The sequence below is a fragment of the Arthrobacter sp. UM1 genome (genome assembly GCF_020483305.1).
GTDB lineage: Bacteria > Actinomycetota > Actinomycetes > Actinomycetales > Micrococcaceae > Falsarthrobacter.
The window spans coordinates 1-17,237 of sequence record NZ_JACWAB010000011.1 but is presented as its reverse complement, the minus strand read 5'-3'; the positions used below and the strand labels follow the sequence as shown (position 1 = coordinate 17,237).

Here is a 17,237-nt window from a genome sequence, read left to right as displayed (position 1 = left end):
CGGGTCGTTTGCGCGGCTCGCCATCTCCGCTGAGGAGGATGGACGTCCCGGAGAGGTTCCACGGCCCCGTCGCCCGAGTCCCGTCCGCCACAGCGTGCGAGGCATGCCCGACGGCGCCCGGGCGCCTGCCCGCCCTCTCCCGTCCGTCCGCCGTGTCTCCCGAGAGGAGCCGTCCGTGCCCTCGCTGTCCGTCCTCCGTCCGCCCCGCTCCGACCAGTCCGCCCGCTCGCCGCGGCCCGTGCGCCGGCCCCAGCTCGCCGTCCTCGACATGGCCGGCACCACGGTGGACGACGGCCTCATCCAGGAGGACTGTCTGCGCGAGGTCCTCGACGCCCACGGGATCGCCGCGGGATCCGAGGCGGAGTCCGAGGTGCAGAGGCTGTGGCGGCAGGCGCACGGCACGAGCCGCTTCGGCGTGTTCCGGAGCCTCTTCCACGACGACGTGAGCACGGCCCACCAGGCCAACCGCCGCTTCGAGGACCGCTACGACGAGCTCGTCCGCGAGCGCGGCGTCCGCCCGGTGGAGGGAGCGGCAGATGCGATCGCCTGGCTCCGTTCGGAGGGCGTGCTCGTCTGCCTGGCCACGGGGCTCGCGCGCCACACCCAGAACACCATCCTGGAGTCGCTGGGGTGGATGGGCCTCGCGGACCTCAGCCTCTGCCCTTCCGACGCCGGGCGCGGGCGGCCGTCTCCGGACATCGTCCTCACGGCGGTGCTGGCGCTGGACGTCGACGACGTCCGGGAGGTCGTCGTGGTGGGGGACACCCCGAACGACATGACGGCGGGACTGCGCTCGGGCGCCTCGGATGTGGTCGGCGTGACCACGGGCGCCTTCAGCGCGGGCGAGCTGTGGGACGCCGGCGCCACGGACGTCATGGACTCAGTGGCGGGGCTGCCCGGGCTCCTCTCCGGGGAGCGGGGGTAAGGCCGCGAGACATTCGCCCAGGCACCGGTCCCCGAGGCAGGGGCCCGGTACCGATTCCCGAGGCCGGGCCCCGACGCCGGCACCCCGAGGCGGGGCCTCCTACGTGCACACCTTTCCGGCCTTGGGCAGCCGGCCCTCGGAGAGGTAGTCGAGCACCGCGTCTGTGACGCAGGAGCCGGCACGGCCGAACGCGGTGTGGCCGTGGCCCACGGAGGTGAGCACGCGCGAGTCGCCGCCGAGCGTGCTCGCGAGGTCCTTGGACCACTCGTAGGGGGTGGCCGGGTCTCCCGTGGTGCCGATGACGAGCGCCGTCACGGGCTTGGCCGGCTTGATGGCCGGAGCGCCCTTGGCCGGGGTGACCGGCCACTCGACGCAGGGGAGCTGCGAGTAGGAGATGAGCGGCGCGGTGAACGGGGCCTTCTTCTTGAGCCGCTCCGCGTCCGCCTTCATCTCGGCGTCGCTCGGCCGTCCGGGGTGGTCGAGGCACTGCACGCCGGAGAACGCCACGTCCTGGTTGCCGGAGTAGTGGCCTGACTCGTCACGCTCCAGGGAGAGGTCCGCGATCCGCATGGCGGCGTCCGGCTTGCCCTCCATCGCTCCGCGGATCGCCTTGTCCAGCATGGGCCAGATGCTGTCCTCGTACATCGGCAGGATGAGGGCCTGGACCAGGTCGTCCGCCGTGAAGACGCGCCCGTCGGAGGTCTTGCCGGGCGTCTTCCTGTACTTCGCGATGAGCTCGGTCAGCTGGGCGAGCTGCTCCTTGGGCTCGCCCTTGAGCGGGCAGTCGCCTCGCTGAGCGCAGCTCTTGGCGTAGGCGGTGAAGGACTTCTCGAACGCCACGGCCTGGCCCTCGTCGATCTCCTGAGGCGTCGCATTCGGCTTCACGGCGCCGTCCAGGACGGACCGGCCCACGTTGTCCGGGAACAGCTGCGCGTACATGGCGCCGAGGTACGTCCCGTAGGAGAAGCCGAGGTAGTTCAGCCGGGGGCTCTGGGTGGCGGCCCGCATGACGTCGAGGTCCCGGGCGGCGCTCGCGGTGTCCATGTGCGCCAGGACCGGTCCGGACTTCTCCTTGCACTTCTGCCCGAGCGCCTTGGCCGCCGCATGGGCTTTCGCCAGGCCATCCGGTGTGGAGTCGTCGATGTTCGCGGCGCGCTCCGCGTCCTTCTCCTTGTCCGTGAGGCACTGGATGCCCTCCGATCGGCTCACGCCGCGCGGGTCGAACCCCACCACGCTGTACCGGGAGCGGATGGCGTCCGAGTCGAACTTCCCGTCGTCGTCCTTCACCTGGTCGTAGCCGGAGCCTCCCGGCCCGCCGGGGTTGACGAACAGCGCGGGAGCCTTGGGGTTCGAGGACGGGATCCGGATGGCGCGGATGCGCATCGTCTCCTTGTCAGGGTGCGCGTAGTCCACGGGGACGGTGATGTCCGCGCACTCCTTGTCCCCCTCGCAGGAGCTCCAGTGGACGGTCTGCCCCGTGAAGCGGGCGAGCGCCGGGTCGGTCGAGGGCATCGGCTGCGCCGCGCTCGAGGACGACGACGCCGAGCCGCCCGACGCCGCGCCGTCCGCCTTCTTGTCCCCGCCCGCGGAGGGGCCGGAACAGCCCGCCGCGGCCAGCGAGAGCGCGAGCGCTGCGGCGGCGAGCGCAGGGCGTCTCCGGGACGTCTGGGACGGGCGGGACTGGATCACGGAATCTCCTCGGTTCGGTGTGGCGGCTGGTCGGCGGAACAGGTCGGCGGGGGAGGGGATCGAGGGGGCAGGATCAGCGGGGGAGCGGGATCAGTGGGGGACCAGGGACGCCATCATCGCCTCGATGGCCTGGGCGGGGGCCACGTTGGTGGTGACGAGCCGGCGGCGCGTCGAGTTGATGGAGTCCATGGAGCGCAGGGTGTCCTCCGGGGGCGTGCTGCGCGCGGCCTCCGCGAGGTCCTCGGCGAGGTCCGGGTTCACGAGCGAGCGGGAGGAGTCCTCCGCGGAGACGCCGGTCTGCAGGATGAGCACGTCCCGGTACCAGGAGAGGAGGTCGGTCAGGGCGCGGTCGTAGTAGTCGTTCCGGCTGCGCTTGGCCCGGCGGGCCTGCTCCTCCTCGAGGCGCTTGACCTGGATGCGCAGCTGGGGCGGGACCGGGGCCCCCTCCTCCACGCCCAGCTGGCGGAGCAGATCCGCCTTCTCGGCCGCGTTCCGCTCCGCGAGCGAGGCCTCCGCCTCCGAGTCCGCGAGTTCCACGAGCCGTTGGGCCGCGCCCATGCCGGAGGCCACGGTCTTCAGCCTCAGCGGCAGGGTCACGATGTCCTTCCGCCGGCTCCTCGCGTCCGCGTCCGAGGCGAGGCGGCGGGCCACGCCGATATGGCTCTGGGCCGCACGGGCCGCGAGCTCCGCCGTCTGCGGCTCGAACCCGTCCCGCTCCACGAGGAGCCGCGCCACGTCCGCCGGGTCCGGGAGCTTGAGGCTCACGAGCCGGCACCGCGAGCGGATGGTCACGAGCACGTCCCCGGGGCTCGGCGTGCAGAGGACCCACACCGTGTGCGGCGGGGGCTCCTCGATGGCCTTGAGGAGGACGTTCGTGGTGCGCTCCGCCATGCGGTCCGCGTCCTCGATGACGATGACGCGGAAGCGCCCGCGCGTGGGGCGGTCGAAGGCCCGCTGGACGATCTCGCGGGCTTCCTGGATGGTGATGACGGACTTGTCCGTGGCGATCCGCGTGATGTCCGGGTGGCTCTTGGCCCGGGCGAGCACGCAGGACTCGCACTCCCCGCAGCCGCGCGGCGAGACGTCCGGACGCTCGCAGTTGAGCGCCGCCGCGAAGGCGAGCGCGGCGTTGGAGCGGCCGGACCCCGGAGGCCCGGTCAGGAGCCAGGCGTGGTGCGGGGTCTCGGACGCCGCGGCTGCGGCGAGGGGCTCCACGGCCCGCTCCTGGCCCACGAGGTCCGCCCAGACGCCCGAGAGCTCGAGCTGCGCTCCGGGGACGCCCTGCTCCGGGACGTTCCGCTCCGGAACGCCGGCGCCTGCGGGGCTCACGGCCGCGCTCCCTGCTCGCCGCGCTCCGCGAGGAGTTCCGCCACGCGGGACTGCACGCGCTCCTGGATCTCCCGCTTGGAGAGGCGGGCATCGATCACCTCGTAGCGCTCCGGGCTCGCCGCGGCGAGGTCGAGGAAGGCCTGGCGGGTGCGGGCGTGGAAGCCGTCCGGCTCGGACTCGATCCGGTCCTCGCCGGGGCGGGAGGAGGAGCGGCGGGCCCGGCCCTCCTCCGGAGAGATGTCCAGGAGGACCGTGAGGTCCGGGACCAGCCCCTGGGTGGCGAACGCGTTGACGGCGAGCACCTCGTCCTTCGAGAGCTCCCGCCCCGCGGACTGGTAGGCGGCGGAGGAGTCCACGAAGCGGTCGCACACCACCGAGCCCCCGTTCCGCAGCCGCGGCAGGATGACCTGCTCCACATGCGCGGCCCGCGCCGCCGCGTAGAGCAGCGCCTCGGTCCGGGCGTCCACGTCTCCGTGGCCGTGCTCGAGGATGAGCGGGCGGATGCTCTCGCCGATCTCCGTTCCTCCCGGCTCGCGCGTGGCGAGGACGTCATGGCCGAGGCTCGTCAGCCACGCCGCCAGCTCGGGGATCTGGGAGCTCTTCCCGGCTCCGTCCCCGCCCTCGAACACCACGAACAGGCCCCTGCGCTCGGGCTGGCGGACGGTTGGCTCGGGCATGCTCTGGCTCACCCTCCCAGCGTATCTCCCGGCCTTCCGTTCACGATATGGAGCCGGCTTCATGTGGACAACTCTCTCTCACTACCCTGGGTCCATGACGCTCAGCCCCGAGACCCGCCTCGTCAGCCTCGGCCGCCCCGGCCATGAGGAAGACCAGCCGCTCAACCCGCCCATCACCGTCGCCTCCACGTTCGTGGGGCGGGGAGACGCGTCCGGGCTGCGCACCTACGGGCGGATGTCCAGCCCGACGTGGGAGCCGTTCGAGGAGGCCCTCGGGGACCTCGAGGGCGCGCCCGTCCCCGCCGTGCTCTTCGCCTCGGGGCTCGGCGCGGTGGCCGGCGCCCTCTCGCTCGTGCCCGCGGGAGCGCGCCTGCTCATGCCGCGCCACACCTACCCGGGCACCATCGCCCTCGCCCGGGACCTCGAGGCGCGGGGACTCCTCGAGCTCGAGTTCTTCGACGTGGACGGCTCGAATCCCCTCGCGGAGCGCCTCGCCTCCCTGGCCCCGGAGCGGACCGCCGTGTGGCTCGAGTCGCCCACCAACCCGATGCTCGAGGTGAGCGACCTCCCGGCCCTCCTCGCCGAGACCCGCGCTCGCGGCGTCCTCAGCCTCGTGGACAACACGTTCGCCACGCCGCTCGTCCAGCGCCCGCTCGAGTCCGGGGCGGACGTCGTCGTGCACTCCGTGACCAAGTACCTCGCGGGCCACTCGGACGTGGTCCTCGGCGCCGCCGTGCCCGCCACGGAGGAGCTGCGGGGGCGGCTCGTCTCCCACCGCACCCTCCACGGGGCCATCGCGGGGCCGTTCGAGGCGTGGCTGGCCCTGCGCGGTCTGAGGACCCTCGCCGTCCGGGTCGAGCGCTCCCAGGCCAGCGCGGCCGAGCTCGCCGCGAGGCTCGCGTGCCACCCCGCCGTCGAGACGGTCCGCCACCCCTCGCTCCCGTCTGACCCCGGGCACGAGACGGCCGCCCGCACCATGGACGGCTTCGGCTCGGTGGTGAGCGTCTGCCTGCGCGGCGGCGTCGAGGAGGCGGACGCCGTCATCGCGGCCCTGCGCCTCTGGACGAGCGCCACGAGCCTCGGGGGAGTGGAGTCCACGCTCGAGCGGCGCCACCGGCATCCGGGCGAGGTCGCGAGCGTCCCCGAGCGCCTCATCCGCCTCTCCGTGGGGATCGAGTCCGTCGAGGACCTCTGGGCGGACCTCGAGCAGGCGCTCGCCTCCGTCTTCCCGCAGCCGGGCCGGGAGGCGGATTCGGACTCGGCCCCCGGCGCGGGCTCAGCCTCCGGGCAGGCCTGAGCCGTAGACTGGAGCCACTATGACCATCGGAATGCTGCTCCAGGGAATCCTCTTCGTCGTGGACGCGGGCCTCTCGCTCTTCGCCGGCGTCGTCGCCGTCGTCGCGTTCGCGGACTGCCTGCGCCGCCCGGCGCGCATGTTCGAGGTCATGGGCAAGCGCACCAAGGGGTTCTGGGCCGCGATCACCGGCGTGGCCGCGCTCGTCTGCGTCGGAAACGTCCTCGCGATCCTCTCCTTCACGCTCCGCAACGGCCTCGTCGCCGGCCACTTCAGCGGCCAGATCTTCCAGGTCGTCGCGGTCATCGCCGCGGGCATCTACCTCGCGGACGTCAAGCGCGCCCTCGCCTGACGCCCCCGGCCCGCCGTGCGCGCCCCGCGGATCACGACGGCGACGGCGCCACCCGCTCCCACGGCACGGTCATCTCGCCCAGCCTGAAGCGCTGCGGCCCTCCGAGCACCCGCCCGTCCCGGTTGCCGGGCCCGAGCACCCATCCGTCCGCCGCGAGGGCGTTCGCCGTCGCCATCCAGCGCTGCCGCGGGGAGAAGGAGCCGAGGCCCGCGGCCAGCTCCCACGCCCGGTCCGCGGCCCGGAACAGCTCGTAGACCCCTTCTCCGGGGACGTTGCGGTGGATGAGGGCTTTTGGGAGGCGCTCGGCGGCGTCGCTGGGGCGGCCGATCCGCCACGGGTTGACCGCGATCGTGAGGGTCTGCGGCCCGCGGACGTCGACGGCGGCCCAGGTGGCAATCCGTCCGATCTCGTCGCAGGTCCCCTCGATGAGGACGCCGCCGGGCGCGAGCCGCGCGGTCATGGCGCTCCAGGCGGCGGGGACGTCCGACTCGGGGTACTGGCGCAGGACGTTGAAGGCCCGGATGGCCACGGGCCGGCGCTCGGTGGGCACCTCGAACCCGCCCACCCGGAAGCTCAGCCCGGGCTCGGCGAAGGCGGAGGCGCGGCGCACCCGCTCCGGGTCGATCTCGAGTCCCACCACCTCGGCCAGGGGCGCGGGGACCCGCATCCGGCGGAACAGCTCGAGCGGCGTGACGTGGCTCGCCCCGAACCCGAGGTCCACGATGAGCGGGCTCTCCTCGGACGCGAGGAGGGAGGCGTGGGTCTGGGCGAGCCACCGGTCCACGCGGCGCATGCGGTTCGCCGCCGTCGTGCCCCGGGTCGCATGGCCCACGGGCCGTCCGGGGCGCGCCTGCAGCGCTCTCGCCTTCTCCACCACGTTAGGCATCCTAATTGGGTGCCCTGCGGGTCTCCGCGCTCCCCCTCGAATGGCTAGAGTGAGGGGCATGACGTACACACTGATCCTGCTGCGCCACGGGCAGAGCGAATGGAATGAGAAGAACCTCTTCACCGGCTGGGTGGACGTCCCGCTCACCGAGCAGGGGCGGGCCGAGGCCAAGCGCGCCGGCGAGCTCCTCAAGGAGGCGGACCTCCTCCCGGACCACCTCTTCACGAGCCGCCTCCAGCGCGCCATCGTCACGAGCAACCTCGCGCTCGAGTCCGCGGAGCGCACCTGGATCGACGTGACCCGGGACTGGCGCCTCAACGAGCGCCACTACGGCGCACTCCAGGGCAAGGACAAGGCGGAGACGCTCGAGCAGTACGGCCAGGAGCAGTTCATGCTCTGGCGCCGCAGCTTCGACACCCCGCCGCCCGCGATCGACCCGGCGGACCGCTGGGCCCAGACGGAGGATCCGCGCTACGAGGGCCTCGAGGTGCCGCGCACCGAGTGCCTCAAGGACGTCATCGAGCGCTTCGTGCCGTACTGGGATGAGAAGATCGCCCCGGTCGTCAAGTCCGGCAAGCGCGTGCTCATCACGGCCCACGGCAACTCGCTCCGCGCGCTCGTCAAGCACCTCGACGGCATCTCGGACGAGGACATCGTGGGCCTCAACATCCCCACGGGCATCCCGCTCGTCTACGAGCTGGACGAGTCCCTGCGCCCCGTTCAGAAGGGCGGCCGCTACCTGGACCCGGAGGCCGCCGAGGCCGCCGCCCAGGCCGTGGCGAACCAGGGCAAGAAGGGCAAGGCCTAGCCGCAGCCCTGACGGCGTCCCGGCCGTCTCAGACGCAGAGCGCCCCTCCCGCTGCTCAGCGGGAGGGGCGCTCTGCGTGGGAGAACGGTTCAGGCGGCGGGTCAGCCGATGCCGTTGTGCATCGGCTCCCAGTCGCCGGAGACGAGGTAGGTGACCTTCCGGGCCACGGAGACTCCGTGGTCGGCGAAGCGCTCGAAGTAGCGGGAGGCCAGCGCGACGTCGACGCTCGTCGCGGCGTTCGCGTCCCACTCGCCCGCGGCGATCTGCTGGAACACCGAGGCGTGGAGCTCGTTGACGCGCGTGTTCGCCTCGACGATCCGCTGCGCGACGTCGAGCTCGCGGGTGCGCAGGAGCTCGACGAGGTCCCGGGCGATCTGCCGGTCCGTCGCCGCGAACTCCTCGAAGGTGGGGCGGATCGAGGCCGGGATGACCTCCGCGGGGAAGCGCAGGCGGACGAGCTGCGCGATGTGCCGGGCGAGGTCGCCCATGCGCTCCAGCGAGATGCTCATCCGCAGGGATCCCACGACGAGGCGGAGGTCCGAGGCCACGGGGCCCTCGAGCGCGAGGACGTCGATGGAGCGCTCGTCGAGCTCGTGCTGGAGGAAGTCGATCCGGGCGTCGGCTGCGATGACCTCCTGGGCCTTCTCCGTGTCGGAGGCCTGGAGCGCCGCGACGGACTCGTCCATGGCGTTCGCCACGAGCTCGGCGATCTTGATGAGCTCTTCGTTGATGGTGGCCAATTCTTCCTGGAAAGCCTTGCGCACTGGACATCCTTTGCGTGGTCGCGTCGTGGTGGGTGACGTGCATCGGAGCATTCGCCACGTCCGTGAGACTGTCACGCGGGCGTGAACACCCGTGGCAGCCTGCGTGAACTCTAGCTGAACGGACCCGCGGTTCCGCTCCGGAGCCCTCCTCTGCGGCGCGCGCCCTGCTTATGCTGGTGGGGTGAGCTCCCTCGTCGTCGCCGTCCTCGCCCTGTTCCTGGGTGTGGTGGTCGGCGCGATCGCCGTCGGAGCCTTCCACGCCTCCGAGCGCCGCCGGCGCGAGCGGGACGTCGTCGCCCCCACCATCGGCGACGGCGCCGCCGAGGTCCTCTCGGTCGTCGGCCGCGCCTACGTCGTCGTCGACTCCTTCAACGGGGTCGTCAAGGCCAACCCCTCCGCGTACGCCTACGGGCTCATCAAGGGGCACAGCCTCGTGCACGAGGAGCTGCGGACCATGGCCGAGCGCGTGCGGCGGGACGGCGTCATCGAGGAGGCACAGTTCGATCTCCCGCGCACGCCCATGAGCGGGCTGAACATCGTGGTGCACGTCCGCGCCGCAGCGCTGGGGGAGGAGTTCATCGTGCTCCTCGCGGACGACCGCACGGAGGTCACGCGCACCGAGGCGGTGCGCAACGACTTCGTGGCCAACGTCTCCCATGAGCTCAAGACCCCCGTGGGGGCCATCTCGCTGCTCGCCGAGGCCGTCGAGGACGCCGCGGAGGACGAGGACGAGGTGCGGCGCTTCGCCCAGCGCCTCCACAAGGAGTCCAAGCGGCTCTCCGCGCTCGTCCAGGACATCATCGAGCTGTCCCGCCTCCAGGGAACCAACGTCACGGTGAAGGGCTCCTCCGTGGCCATCGACTCGGCGATCACCGAGGCGGTGGACCAGAACACGCTCGCGGCGGAGAGCAAGGGCATCTCCATCAAGACCGGGCCGCCCTCCGGAGTCGTGGTCCACGGGGACGCGGACCAGATCACCATGGGGCTGCGGAACCTCATCGACAACGCCATCCGCTACTCGCCGGAGGGCACCGCGGTGGGGGTCGGCGCCCGGGCGAGCGAGGGCGTCGTCTCGGTCTCCGTGGCGGACCAGGGCCCCGGCATCTCACCGGAGGACCAGGAGCGGATCTTCGAGCGCTTCTACCGCGTGGACTCCGCGCGCTCGCGGCAGACCGGGGGAACCGGCCTCGGTCTCAGCATCGTCAAGCACGTGTTCAGCAACCACGGCGGAGACGTGGCCGTGTGGTCCCAGCCGGGCCACGGCTCCACGTTCACCGTGCGCATGCCCATCGATGAATCGGCGCTGGCCGACGTCAAGGAAAAGGAAGTCGAGTGACCCGCATCCTCATTGTCGAAGACGAAGAATCGCTGAGCGATCCTCTGAGCTACCTGCTCGGCAAGGAGGGGTACGAGCCCCTTGTCGCGGAGGACGGAAACAAGGCGCTCACCGAGTTCGCCCGCTTCTCGCCGGACCTCATCCTCCTGGACCTCCAGCTCCCGGGGCTCTCCGGAACGGAGGTCTGCCGGACCATCCGCCAGTCCTCCAACGTCCCCATCATCATGCTGACCGCGAAGGACTCCGAGATCGACAAGGTCGTGGGCCTCGAGCTCGGCGCGGACGACTACGTCACCAAGCCGTACAGCTCCCGCGAGCTCGTGGCCCGCATCCGCGCGGTGCTGCGCCGCCAGAGCGAGCCGGAGGAGCTCGTCTCCAGCGCGGTCTCGGCCGGCCCGGTCTCGATGGACGTGGAGCGGCACGTCGTGAGCGTCAACGGTGAGCAGGTCTCGCTGCCGCTCAAGGAGTTCGAGCTGCTCGAGATGCTCCTGCGCAACACCGGGCGCGTGCTCACACGCGGCCAGCTCATCGACCGGGTCTGGGGCAGCGACTACGTCGGGGACACGAAGACCCTCGACGTCCACGTCAAGCGCCTGCGCGGGAAGATCGAGCCGGACCCCTCCTCGCCGCAGCACCTCATCACGGTGCGCGGCCTCGGCTACAAGTTCGAGGCCTGAGGCCCCGCGCCGGACGGCCTCCCCAGCCCCGGGCGGCCGTCTCAGCCCACACGGCCTCCTCAGCCTGGGCGGCCGTCTCGACTCCGGACGCAGAAGGGCCCCGCCAGACGGCAGGGCCCTTCTGTGATGCTCGGGTCTGCTGCCCTGCTCCTCGGCGGAGCGTCAGTGGGACTTCTTCTCCGAGGACTTCTCGGAAGCAGAGGGCGACGGCGCCGGCGAGTAGCCGCCCGGCAGGTACTTGCGGTACTGCTCCAGCGAGCCGTCGAGAACGGGGATGTCCACGTCCTGGGACTTGCCGTTGGCCGTGACCGTGGCGCTGATGCCCTCGCCCGGCGCCTTGGAGACGCTCTGGACCATGGCCTTCTGGGTGTCCGAGGCGAGATCCGCGAAGTTCTTCTGGCCGGTGCCGACCTTGATCTGCTCGCCGGCCGGCTTGCCGTCCACCTTGATGGTGACCGTGGCCGGGGAGTCGCCGTTGTTGACGATGCGGCCGAGCACGCGGCCCTCCTTGCCCTTGCCGTTGCTCACGACCATGAGGTTGCGGAAGTCCACCTGGGACTGGCCGTCCTGGACGGTGGCGCGGACGCCGTCCGAGGGGTTGTAGTCCTTGGTGGTGGCCTGCTCGTTGATCGAGGCGCATCCGGTGGCCCCGGCGAGGGAGAAGGCGATGAGCGACGCCGCTGCGATCCGGCGGGCGCTGAATGCTCGAACGTTGGTCACTCTCAATACTCCTGTGGCGTGTGGATCCTGCGCCCTCGAAACGGCTGGCAGACTGACAGATCACTCCCAGGATACCCGTTCTCAGCGGCTGCGGGGTTAAGGCAGGGAGGCGAACCTTCGAACCTATCCCGGACGGTTGTCGGAAGTAAAGCCGAACGCGGACTCTCGGCGCTTCCGTGCTAGGATGGAGGCCGCGAAAGGGGAATATCCACATGATTTTTGAGGTTGGCGAGACCGTCGTTTACCCCCATCATGGCGCTGCCACGATCGAGGAGATCAAGACGCGCGTCATCAAGGGTGAGGAGAGGATGTACCTCAAGCTGCGGGTCGCCCAGGGAGACCTCACCATCGAGGTCCCTGCCGAGAACGTGGACATGGTCGGCGTGCGTGACGTGGTCGGCAAGGAGGGCCTCGAGCATGTGTTTGACGTCCTCCGCGCGGAGTTCGTCGAAGAGCCCACCAACTGGTCCCGCCGCTACAAGGCCAACCTGGAGAAGCTGGCTTCCGGAGACGTCATCAAGGTGGCCGAGGTGGTCCGTGACCTGTGGCGCCGGGACAATGACCGCGGCCTCTCCGCGGGGGAGAAGCGGATGCTCTCCAAGGCCCGCCAGATCCTCATCTCCGAGCTCGCGCTCGCTGAGAAGACGGATGAGGAGCAGGCCGCCACGGTGCTGGACGAAGTCCTCGCCTCCTAGCCGCCGCTCTCAGGCATCGTGACCGCCGGAACGGTGAACACGCCGGAAGGCGCCGCAGTCTCTGCGGCGCCTTCCGGCGTTTCCGGTGAGGAGGACGTCGCCGTCCTCCTCGCCGCCGCCGGCCAGGGAACCCGCCTCGGGGCGGGGATGCCCAAGGCCCTCGCCCTCCTCGCGGGGGAGCCCCTCGTGGTCCACGCCCTCCGGGGCGTCCTGGCCGCGCTCCCCGGCGCCCAGGTCGTCATCCTCCATCCGCCCGCCCCGGAGCAGGCGGAGGCGCTCAAGACCGCGGTCGAGTCCGCGTTCGGCGAGGCGGCTGCGGCGTTCGCGTGGGCTCCCGGCGGGCAGGAGCGCTCGGACAGCGTCCGCTCGGGGCTCGAAGCGGTCCGCCGCCCCATCGTCCTCGTGCACGACTGCGCCCGAGCCTTGACCCCTCCGGCCGTCTTCGCCGAGGTCGCCGAGGCGGTCCGCGCCGGTGCGGACGGGGCCATCCCCGCGGTCCCCGTGGTGGACACGGTCAAGGCCGTCTCCGAGGACGGGACGCGGATCGAGTCCACGCCGGCGCGCTCCCGGCTGCGCGCCGTCCAGACCCCGCAGGGCTTCCGCACGGATCCGCTGCGCGCCGCCCACGCCGCCGCCTCGGAGCTGCCCTCCGCGGCCGCCACGGACGACTCGATGCTCATGGAGGCCGCCGGAGGCGAGGTCCGGCTCGTGGCCGGACACCCCGACGCCCTCAAGATCACCTCGCCGATCGACCTCGTCATCGCCGAGCACGTCCTCGCCGCCCGGCGGCCCCGCCCAGACCAGTCCCGTCCAGACCAGCCCCGCCCAGAACCAGGAGAGAAGTGAACGCAGAGCAGCGCACCCCCGCCGTCGTCATCCCGCGCACCGGCGTGGCCGTGGACGTCCACGCCTTCAGCGAGGACCCGGACCGCCCGCTCTGGCTCGCGTGCCTGGAGTGGCCGGGGGAGCGGGCGCTCGAGGGGCACTCGGACGGGGACGTCGTGGCGCACGTCTGCGCGGACGCCCTCTTCTCCGCGGCCGGGCTCGGGGACCTCGGCTCGAACTTCGGCGTGGACCGCCCGGACATGCGCGGCGCCTCGGGCGAGCGCATCCTCGCGGAAGCGGTCCGGCTTGTGACGGAGGCCGGCTTCGTCCTCGGCAACATCGCGGTGCAGCTCGTGGCCCAGGCCCCCGTCTTCTCCCCGCGCCGGCTGGAGGCGGAGGCGCGGCTCTCCGAGATCGCGGGCGCCCCCGTCTCGGTCTCGGCGACGACGACGGACCGCCTCGGCTTCCTGGGCCGCGCCGAGGGGGCCATGGCCATGGCGAGCGCGCTCCTGGTGCCCGCCGCCCGCTCGGACGGCTCACCGAGCGCATAGGCTGGAGGCGTGAGCTTGCGATTCTACGATTCCCGCACCCGAGAGATCCGCGACTTCGAGCCGGTGGTCCCCGGCCGCGTGGGGCTCTACTACTGCGGCGCCACGGTCCAGGGCGAGCCGCACGTGGGGCACGTCCGTTCCGCGGTCGCGTTCGACACGCTGAGCCGCTGGCTCGAGCACCGCGGCCTCCGCGTCACCACCGTGCGGAACGTGACGGACATCGATGACAAGATCCTCGCCAAGTCCGTCGAGTCCCGCGGCGTGGAGAATCCGGCGCCGGGCCAGGTGCCGGACGAGGAGTGGTGGGCGCTCGCGTACCGCTTCGAGCAGGCCTTCAACCGCGCGTACGACCGTCTCGGCGTCCGCCGGCCCACGTACGAGCCCCGCGCCACGGGGCACGTCCCGGAGATGTTCGCCCTCATCGAGCGCCTCATCGAGCGGGGCCACGCCTATCCGGCGCTGGACGGCTCGGGGGACGTGTACTTCGACGTCCGCTCGTTCCCGGAGTACGGAGCGCTGACGCGGCAGTCCGTCGATGACATGCAGGCGGCGCCAGACGCGGACCCCCGCGGCAAGAAGGACCCCCGGGACTTCGCGCTGTGGAAGGGCCACAAGGAGGGCGAGCCGGAGTCCGCCGCGTGGGCCAGCCCGTGGGGACGCGGGCGCCCCGGCTGGCACCTCGAGTGCTCCGCCATGGCCGCCAAGTACCTCGGCTCCCGGTTCGACATCCACGGAGGCGGCCTGGACCTCCGCTTCCCGCACCACGAGAACGAGCTCGCCCAGTCCACGGCCGCGGGGGATGCCTTCGCGGACATCTGGATGCACAACGGGCTCGTGACGATGGGCGGGGAGAAGATGTCCAAGTCCGTGGGCAACACCGTCTCTCCCCAGGAGCTCATCGACGAGGTCGGCGAGCGCGTGGTCCGCTACTACTTCACCGCCGCCCACTACCGCTCCGTGCTGGACTACCGTCCCGCGTCCAAAGACGCGCCCTCCTCGATCGCGGAGGCCGCTGCGGCGGTGGCCCGCATCGACTCGTTCCTCGAGAACGCGGGGGACGTGGAGCCGGCAGCCGAGGTCCCGGAGGCCTTCGGCGCCGCGATGGACGACGACCTCTCGACGCCCCAGGCCGTCGCCGTCATCCACGAGCACGTCCGCGCGGGCAACAGCGCCCTCGCGGCGGGGGACGCGGAGAAGGCCCGCGGCATCGCGGCGAGCGTGAGGGCCATGACCTCGGTCCTCGGGCTCGACGACGCCGGCACCGGCGCCTCCCGGGACTCCTCCGCGGAAGCGGCTCTGGCCACCCTTGTGGAGGACGTCCTCGCCCGCCGTCAGGAGGCCCGCTCCCGCAGAGACTGGGCCGAGGCGGACCGGCTGCGGGATCTCCTCGCGGCCGCCCGCGTCGTCGTCGAGGACTCGGCCGCGGGCTCCCGCTGGTCCGTCAAGGGGTAGGGCGAGCGTCACGCTCGGCGGAGCCCCCGCACGCGGCCCGGGCGCCCAGCGCCTCCCGTAAGGTGGAGGGCATGGCAGGCAATCAGCGTCCCGGCGCACAGAGGAAACCCTCGAAGAAGAAGGGCCCCCAGGTCGGCACTGGCGGCCACGGCCGCAAGGCCCTGGCGGGCAAGGGCCCCACGCCCAAGGCGGAGGATCGCGTCTACCACAAGGCGCACCGGGCCAAGCAGCTCGCGGAGCGCTCGGCCGCCAAGCACGGCGGAGCGCAGCGCGGCGGCGCCCAGCGCTCCCGGACGCGCACGTCCGCGGAGACCGTGACCGGGCGCAACTCCGTGGTGGAGGCCCTGCGCGCCGAGATCCCGGCCAAGGCCCTGTATGTGGCCACGCGGATCGAGATGGACGACCGCGTCAAGGAGGCCCTCAAGATCGCCGGTGAGCGCGGCATCCCGCTGCTCGAGGCGAGCAAGGCCGAGCTGGACCGCCTCACGGAGGACGCGGTGCACCAGGGCCTCGCCCTCCACATCCCGCCCTACGAGTACGCGGACGGGCTCGCCACGGTGCAGCGCCTCACGGACCAGTGGAACAAGGGACACCTCTCGGCCGCGCCGATCATCGTGGCGCTGGACGGGATCACGGATCCCCGCAACCTCGGCGCCATCATCCGCTCCGTCTCGGCGTTCTCCGGCCACGCCGTCATCATTCCGGAGCGCCGCTCGGCGGGCATGACGGCCTCGGCGTGGAAGACCTCGGCGGGCGCCGCGGTCCGCGTCCCCGTGGCCAAGGCCACCAACCTCAACACGCTGCTCGGCCAGGCGAAGAAGCTCGGCTGCTTCGTCCTCGGGCTCGACGGCGGCGGGGAGGTCTCCCTGCCCGGCCTCGCCCTGGCGCAGGAGCCGATCGTCATCGTCGTCGGCTCGGAGGGCAAGGGACTGTCCCGGCTCGTGCGGGAGAACTGCGACCAGATCGTCTCCATCCCGATCGACGGCGAGATGGAGTCCCTCAACGCCTCGATGGCCGTGGGCATCAGCCTCTACGAGGTGGCCCGGCAGCGGAGCGCCTCCGCGTGACGGCGCTGCAGCCCGGGCCGCGAGGACAGCGGAGTTCGCTCCTCGCGCGGGCAGGGGCCGCGGCCTCGCTCGTTCTCCTCCTCGCCGGATGCGGAGGAGCGGACGGCTCGGGCAGCGGCGGATCTGCCGCCCCGCAGGGAGAAGGCCCCGCGGCGAGTGCGCCGAGCAATCCCTCGGACCTTCCGTCCGTCAAGGAGTCGAGGCTTCCCGCGGAGGCGCGCAAGACCCTGGGCCTCATCCGCACGGGCGGCCCGTTCCCGTATGAGCGGGACGGCGTGCGCTTCGGCAACTACGAGCGCGTCCTGCCGCAGAAGAAGAGCGGGTACTACAAGGAGTACACGGTGAAGACGCCGGGCGCCTCGAACCGAGGGGCCCACCGGATCGTCGTGGGCGCCGGGCACGAGAAGTACTACACGAGCGACCACTACCAGCACTTCCGGTTCATTGAGGAGGGCCGATGAACGTCATCCATGCCGCAGACGTCGAGGCGGAGCTCGAGCGCCTCGGGGACGAGGCCGTGTCCGAGGGGCGCATTCCCCTCGTGGTCTTCCCCTACGAGACCAAGGACGAGGTCATCCGCGAGTTCGCGCGCCGTCTCTCCTTCCCTGAGTACTTCGGGCGGAACCTGGACGCGCTCGCGGACGCCATGCACGACTTCCTCCATGCCCTCGTGGGCCCCACCACCCTCATCGTGGGCGTGCACCCCGATTTCGCCGCGACCGAGGACGAGGCCGTCATCGAGCAGATCCTCGAGGACACCGAGCAGGACGCCGGGGACATCATCCCCTTCGACGTGGTGCTCGTGAAGCCCGAGACGTCCCGCAAGGCCGAGGGAGCCTGACGCCCTCGCTCACCTCTCCCCAGGGGGACACGGTTTTCTTCCCCACCCCTAGGGACACGCCACAGGCCACGGCCCTCAGCCCGCGCAGTCGCGTCCCCTGCGGCCTCACCCCGAACCAGCGGCGGTCCTCCTCATCCCGAGGAGGGCCGCCGCTGGCGTTGTGACGGGAGTCATGAACCTCAGAAGGCGACGACGACGGCGGCTGCGCCGTCCGGGACGCGGCCCGGCTGCACGGCACATCCGCGAGATGACGGGGTTTCTGAAGCGGAGGGTGAGCCCCAGGAGCGCTCTGGCGGTGGGGGAGCTCTTCGATTTGCGTGGTCGGTGGCGGGTGTGTAGAGTTTTATCT

Annotated in this window: 19 protein-coding genes; 13 read left to right on the top strand and 6 right to left on the bottom strand. The window is 71.8% G+C overall.

Translation table 11 applies throughout. The features are described from left to right. Nucleotides 1–175 precede the first annotated feature (175 nt). Nucleotides 176–925, top strand: coding sequence for an HAD family hydrolase (locus tag H9I38_RS10265; RefSeq protein ID WP_226338731.1), 750 nt, complete (start codon nt 176–178; stop codon nt 923–925). A 99-nt stretch (nt 926–1,024) separates the two neighbouring features. Here the strand turns inward: H9I38_RS10265 and H9I38_RS10260 are convergent, their stop codons facing one another. From H9I38_RS10260 to tmk, 3 genes are all read right to left on the bottom strand, one after another. Then, nucleotides 1,025–2,614: an alpha/beta hydrolase gene (locus tag H9I38_RS10260; RefSeq protein WP_226338730.1), complete on the bottom strand. Its 1,590-nt coding sequence runs from the start codon at nt 2,612–2,614 to the stop codon at nt 1,025–1,027. A 90-nt stretch (nt 2,615–2,704) separates the two neighbouring features. Then, nucleotides 2,705–3,943 (bottom strand): DNA polymerase III subunit delta', encoded by a 1,239-nt coding sequence (locus H9I38_RS10255; protein ID WP_226338729.1) that lies wholly within the window; start codon nt 3,941–3,943, stop codon nt 2,705–2,707. Beyond that, a complete protein-coding gene (tmk, locus tag H9I38_RS10250) occupies nt 3,940–4,632 on the bottom strand; it encodes a dTMP kinase (RefSeq protein ID WP_319002230.1) in 693 nt (230 codons plus the stop codon). The genes H9I38_RS10255 and tmk overlap by 4 nt, the downstream gene beginning before the upstream one ends. Nucleotides 4,633–4,714: 82 nt before the next feature. Between tmk and H9I38_RS10245 the strand changes: the two genes are divergently transcribed. Then, nucleotides 4,715–5,917, top strand: a complete 1,203-nt coding sequence (locus H9I38_RS10245; RefSeq protein ID WP_226338728.1) for a trans-sulfuration enzyme family protein — start codon at nt 4,715–4,717, stop codon at nt 5,915–5,917. A gap of 19 nt (nt 5,918–5,936) precedes the next feature. Beyond that, nucleotides 5,937–6,266, top strand: coding sequence for a DUF2516 family protein (locus H9I38_RS10240; RefSeq protein WP_226338727.1), 330 nt, complete (start codon nt 5,937–5,939; stop codon nt 6,264–6,266). Between the two features lie 31 nt (nt 6,267–6,297). On the opposite strand, the gene H9I38_RS10235 is transcribed toward H9I38_RS10240, so the two are convergent. Then, complete coding sequence (locus tag H9I38_RS10235) at nt 6,298–7,143, bottom strand: class I SAM-dependent methyltransferase (protein WP_413463542.1); 846 nt, start codon at nt 7,141–7,143, stop codon at nt 6,298–6,300. 67 nt (nt 7,144–7,210) lie between these two features. Here H9I38_RS10235 and H9I38_RS10230 point away from each other — a divergent pair, with 67 nt between their 5' ends. Next, nucleotides 7,211–7,960, top strand: a complete 750-nt coding sequence (locus tag H9I38_RS10230; RefSeq protein ID WP_226338725.1) for a phosphoglyceromutase — start codon at nt 7,211–7,213, stop codon at nt 7,958–7,960. Nucleotides 7,961–8,061: 101 nt separating this feature from the next. On the opposite strand, the gene phoU is transcribed toward H9I38_RS10230, so the two are convergent. Next, a complete protein-coding gene (phoU, locus tag H9I38_RS10225; protein ID WP_226338724.1) occupies nt 8,062–8,724 on the bottom strand; it encodes a phosphate signaling complex protein PhoU in 663 nt (220 codons plus the stop codon). 181 nt (nt 8,725–8,905) lie between these two features. Here phoU and H9I38_RS10220 point away from each other — a divergent pair, with 181 nt between their 5' ends. Together H9I38_RS10220 and H9I38_RS10215 are read left to right on the top strand one after the other, a co-directional pair. Continuing rightward, nucleotides 8,906–10,060, top strand: a complete 1,155-nt coding sequence (locus H9I38_RS10220) for a sensor histidine kinase (protein ID WP_226338723.1) — start codon at nt 8,906–8,908, stop codon at nt 10,058–10,060. Next, on the top strand, nt 10,057–10,737 hold the full coding sequence (locus H9I38_RS10215) for a winged helix-turn-helix domain-containing protein (protein ID WP_226338722.1): 681 nt from the start codon (nt 10,057–10,059) through the stop codon (nt 10,735–10,737). Before H9I38_RS10220 ends, H9I38_RS10215 begins: the two co-directional genes overlap by 4 nt. Nucleotides 10,738–10,899: 162 nt before the next feature. Here H9I38_RS10215 and H9I38_RS10210 read toward each other — a convergent pair whose 3' ends face one another. After that, nucleotides 10,900–11,457, bottom strand: coding sequence for a hypothetical protein (locus H9I38_RS10210; protein WP_226338721.1), 558 nt, complete (start codon nt 11,455–11,457; stop codon nt 10,900–10,902). 212 nt (nt 11,458–11,669) lie between these two features. On the opposite strand from H9I38_RS10210, the gene H9I38_RS10205 reads away from it, so the two are divergent. From H9I38_RS10205 to H9I38_RS10175, 7 genes are all read left to right on the top strand, one after another. Then, entirely contained in the window at nt 11,670–12,152 is a 483-nt protein-coding gene (locus tag H9I38_RS10205) for a CarD family transcriptional regulator (RefSeq protein WP_226338720.1), read from the top strand. Between the two features lie 18 nt (nt 12,153–12,170). Further along, nucleotides 12,171–12,998, top strand: coding sequence for a 2-C-methyl-D-erythritol 4-phosphate cytidylyltransferase (gene ispD / locus H9I38_RS10200; protein WP_226338719.1), 828 nt, complete (start codon nt 12,171–12,173; stop codon nt 12,996–12,998). Next, nucleotides 12,995–13,528 carry a 2-C-methyl-D-erythritol 2,4-cyclodiphosphate synthase gene (gene ispF / locus H9I38_RS10195; RefSeq protein ID WP_226338718.1) on the top strand — a complete coding sequence of 178 codons (534 nt, stop codon included), beginning with the start codon at nt 12,995–12,997 and terminating at the stop codon, nt 13,526–13,528. The genes ispD and ispF overlap by 4 nt, the downstream gene beginning before the upstream one ends. 9 nt (nt 13,529–13,537) lie before the next feature. Then, nucleotides 13,538–14,980: a cysteine--tRNA ligase gene (gene cysS / locus H9I38_RS10190; protein WP_226338717.1), complete on the top strand. Its 1,443-nt coding sequence runs from the start codon at nt 13,538–13,540 to the stop codon at nt 14,978–14,980. Between the two features lie 71 nt (nt 14,981–15,051). Further along, nucleotides 15,052–16,047: a 23S rRNA (guanosine(2251)-2'-O)-methyltransferase RlmB gene (gene rlmB / locus H9I38_RS10185; RefSeq protein WP_226338716.1), complete on the top strand. Its 996-nt coding sequence runs from the start codon at nt 15,052–15,054 to the stop codon at nt 16,045–16,047. Further along, the gene (locus tag H9I38_RS10180) at nt 16,044–16,508 is read left to right on the top strand and encodes a ribonuclease domain-containing protein (RefSeq protein WP_226338715.1); all 465 of its coding nucleotides are present in this window, start codon (nt 16,044–16,046) and stop codon (nt 16,506–16,508) included. Before rlmB ends, H9I38_RS10180 begins: the two co-directional genes overlap by 4 nt. Further along, nucleotides 16,505–16,888 (top strand): barstar family protein, encoded by a 384-nt coding sequence (locus H9I38_RS10175; protein ID WP_226338714.1) that lies wholly within the window; start codon nt 16,505–16,507, stop codon nt 16,886–16,888. Before H9I38_RS10180 ends, H9I38_RS10175 begins: the two co-directional genes overlap by 4 nt. Nucleotides 16,889–17,237 lie beyond the last annotated feature (349 nt).

Excerpts from the sequence above, each read along its gene's own strand:
- H9I38_RS10245 (WP_226338728.1), top strand. The coding sequence starts at position 4,715 with ATGACGCTCAGCCCCGAGACCCGCCTCGTCAGCCTCGGCCGCCCCGGC.
- H9I38_RS10240 (WP_226338727.1), top strand. The coding sequence starts at position 5,937 with ATGACCATCGGAATGCTGCTCCAGGGAATCCTCTTCGTCGTGGACGCG.
- H9I38_RS10230 (WP_226338725.1), top strand. The coding sequence starts at position 7,211 with ATGACGTACACACTGATCCTGCTGCGCCACGGGCAGAGCGAATGGAAT.
- H9I38_RS10205 (WP_226338720.1), top strand. The coding sequence starts at position 11,670 with ATGATTTTTGAGGTTGGCGAGACCGTCGTTTACCCCCATCATGGCGCT.
- rlmB (WP_226338716.1), top strand. The coding sequence starts at position 15,052 with ATGGCAGGCAATCAGCGTCCCGGCGCACAGAGGAAACCCTCGAAGAAG.
- H9I38_RS10175 (WP_226338714.1), top strand. The coding sequence starts at position 16,505 with ATGAACGTCATCCATGCCGCAGACGTCGAGGCGGAGCTCGAGCGCCTC.